The organism is Frankia sp. AiPs1, assembly GCF_023716945.1.
Classification (GTDB): domain Bacteria; phylum Actinomycetota; class Actinomycetes; order Frankiales; family Frankiaceae; genus Frankia.
This window is the reverse complement of the sequence record NZ_JAMQQF010000690.1, coordinates 1-2,832: the sequence shown is the minus strand read 5'-3', so window position 1 is coordinate 2,832 and position 2,832 is coordinate 1. Positions and strand designations below refer to the sequence as shown.

Below are 2,832 nucleotides of genomic sequence, written 5' to 3'. Positions count from 1 at the left end.
CTTCCGCACCCCGGCGGAGCTGGCGGGCGGCGACGACCCGGGCGGGCTGTCAGCGACCCTCACCGCGACCGACGGTGTGCGCACCACCCCGCCGAGACTGGCCAGTACGGACGCCTCGAACAGCGTGCTCGGAACCGCGCGCCGTTTCTTCCGGCACAGCCGTGAACGCGGGGCCACCCTCGCCGTGCTCGACACGTCCGGCTCGATGGCGCTGCCGCTGACGGACGACCCCGGCCGCACCCGCCTGCAGGCGGCTACGGACGCGGCGCTGGCCGGCCTGCGGCTGTTCGCGCCGGACAGCGAGGTCGGCTTCTGGCAGTCCTCCGCCGAACTGCCCGGCGGCCACCGCGAGCTGGCCCCGCTGGCCCGGTTGGACTCCGCGGGCCACGCCGGCACCCAGCGCGACGACCTGGCCGCGGCGGTGGCAGCCCTGCAACCCGCCGGCAGCACCGACCTGTACTCGACCGCCGTCGCGGCGGTGCGCGAGCTGACCGCCAAGTTCGCCCCCGACCGACTCAACCGGGTCGTCCTGTTCACCGACGGCGACGACGACACGGGTGGCGACGACGGTACGGGCGGCGCCTATCACCCCGACGGCGAGCAGACGCAGTTGCAGCGGCACGCGGCGACGCATCGCGAGCCGACGCTCGACCAGACCGTCTCCGCGCTGCGGGCCGCCGCCGATCCGCACCGGCCCGTTCAGCTCATCGTCATCGCCTGCGATCCCGGCGCGAATCTCGCCAGCCTGCAACGCCTGGCCGGGGCCACGGGCGGCCACGCCTACCTGGCCCCGGACGCGGACGACCTGTTCGACATCTACGTCGACACGCTGACCGGCGCCTAGCCTGCGGGCCGGCGCCCGGCTCGGTTGCCTCGGCAATTGCAGGAGGTTGATGCCGTCGGGGCCGCTTGGCCGGGCATCAACCTCCTGCATCAGACCGAGACGCCGGCCGCGCGGCGCCGGCCGGCCCGGGTGCGCCGCGGATCGGGGCTGGCGGCCTGCGGGAAACGTCGCAGGTACTCGCGTTCGAGCTCGAGCATGCGCGCCGTGTGGGTCTCGAACGCGTCCTCGCTGCCGGCGATGAAGGCGTCGTGCCGGGTCCGGTGCAGGTGCCGCAGCTCGCGGACGAGGTCGTCGTCGGCCAGGTTCGGGGCGGGAATGCCCGCGGGTCGGTGCGTCATGACCCTGGTGTACCCGCTCCGCCACACGAGATCGGATCCCGGGCCGGATGGGACGGAATTCAGACCGGGGCCGGGTGGCACCGGATCAGGACCCGGGCCCGGCGGCACCGGATCCGGGCCCGGGCCGGGCGGTACCGGATCAGGATCCGGGCCGGGCGGTACCGGATCCGGGCCCGGGCCCGGCGGCATCGGATCGGGGACGGGCGTCGGCGGGACGGGGTCCGGCGGCGTCGGAAGCGGGCCCGGGCCGGGCGGCGGTAGGACCGCTGTGCCCCCGTGCGCGCGCTGGCCCGACCCCGAAGCAGGGATGAGGTGGAAGGTGTCCATCTCGTGGCGGTGCCCACCCCACGCCCGGCGCACACCGCAGACGACCGGATCAGACGCGAGGGGTGGCCGTGCCACCCCTCGATCACTACCGTTGCGACCTATGACCGGGTTGGACGGGTACGCGGGTCCGCCCTGGGCCGTCGTCCACCGCACCGAGCAGCGCATGTCGCGGATGGTCGGGTATGCGCGGGCAGCCTGCGCATCGTTCGTGGTCATTCCGCTGTTCGGGTGGGACCGGTTGCGACACCCCTGGCTCGCCGTGCTGATCGTCGTCGCCGCCGCCGGCGAGGCGAGCTGGTTCACCTGGCGGGCGTGGCACGGGCCGGACCGGCTGTCCCGGCGGCTGGTGCTCACCGACGTCACCTTCTGCGTGGCCCTGATGCTGGTCGGCTCCCGCGCGGCGCAGCCGCACGAGCGCAACAAGCTGATGACCGAGCTGGTGCCGTTCAGCCTGGTGGCCTCGGCCGGCGTCGGGTTCGGCTTGGGGCTGGGGCTGCTCGCCGTGACCGCCGTGGTGATTCTGATGACGGCGTGGAGCCTGGCGGTACTGCCGGACGTCTCCCTCAAGCTCGGCTCGGACCTGCTGGGCTTCGCGCTCTGGTATGTCGTCGCGATGCTCATCGCCCGGGAGCTGCGGACGCTGTCCGCGGCGACAGCGGCCGCCCAGGACGCGGCCAGGGTCGCCGGCCGGCTCGCCGTCGACCAGGAACGGGAGGCCGAGAGCCTGCGCCAGCGCGAGATCACCCACCGCGAGATCCACGACTATCTGCTGCCCATCGTCGATCACGTCGCCGGCGGCGGCATGCCGTCCCCGGCGCTGGTCCGGGAGGCCCGCCGTGGGGCGCAGCGGGCTCGGCGGATCATCATGGACCCGCGCGGGCTGGACCCGCGGGTCCTCGACATCGACGGCGTCGCCGCCGGCGGGCCCGCCGGGTCCCCCCAGCCCGGGGGGTCCGGGTTCGAGGCGCTCATGTCCGCGCTCGTCGACGCGTTCGCCGACGAGGGCCTCGCGCTCGTCCCCTTCGTGGCGATCGAGGGCGAGCCCCCCGCGCCGGTGTGCGAGGCGCTGGTCGCCGCGACCCGGGAGGCGCTGCGCAACGTCGTGCGGCACGCCGGCGGGGTGGACGAGGTCAGTCTGTTCGTCGAGGGTGACACCGACGCGGTGCTCGTGGTCGTCCGCGACCGGGGCGTCGGGTTCGACCCGGCGACGGTGCGCCCGGGCGGCGGGATGAGCGGCAGCTACCAGGCCCTGTCCCGGCACGGCGGGCAGGCGCTCGTCACCGCCCGACCGGGCGACGGCGTCAAGGTGACGCTGCGCTGGCC

General features: G+C 74.9%; 3 protein-coding genes. 2 read left to right on the top strand and 1 reads right to left on the bottom strand.

The window, feature by feature from the left end; genetic code table 11:
- On the top strand, nucleotides 1–844 hold an 844-nt coding region (locus ND748_RS29435), incomplete at its 5' end, for a VWA domain-containing protein (RefSeq protein ID WP_251749458.1).
- Nucleotides 845–933: 89 nt separating this feature from the next.
- Here ND748_RS29435 and ND748_RS29430 read toward each other — a convergent pair.
- Nucleotides 934–1,182: a DUF6158 family protein gene (locus ND748_RS29430; RefSeq protein WP_251749457.1), complete on the bottom strand. Its 249-nt coding sequence runs from the start codon at nucleotides 1,180–1,182 to the stop codon at nucleotides 934–936.
- A gap of 427 nt (nucleotides 1,183–1,609) precedes the next feature.
- Between ND748_RS29430 and ND748_RS29425 the strand changes: the two genes are divergently transcribed.
- A partial coding sequence (locus ND748_RS29425) for a sensor histidine kinase (RefSeq protein ID WP_251749456.1) occupies nucleotides 1,610–2,832 on the top strand: 1,223 nt, incomplete at its 3' end.

Bases quoted from the DNA above. Each gene is read 5' to 3' on its own strand.
- ND748_RS29430 (WP_251749457.1), bottom strand. From the start codon at position 1,182: ATGACGCACCGACCCGCGGGCATTCCCGCCCCGAACCTGGCCGACGAC.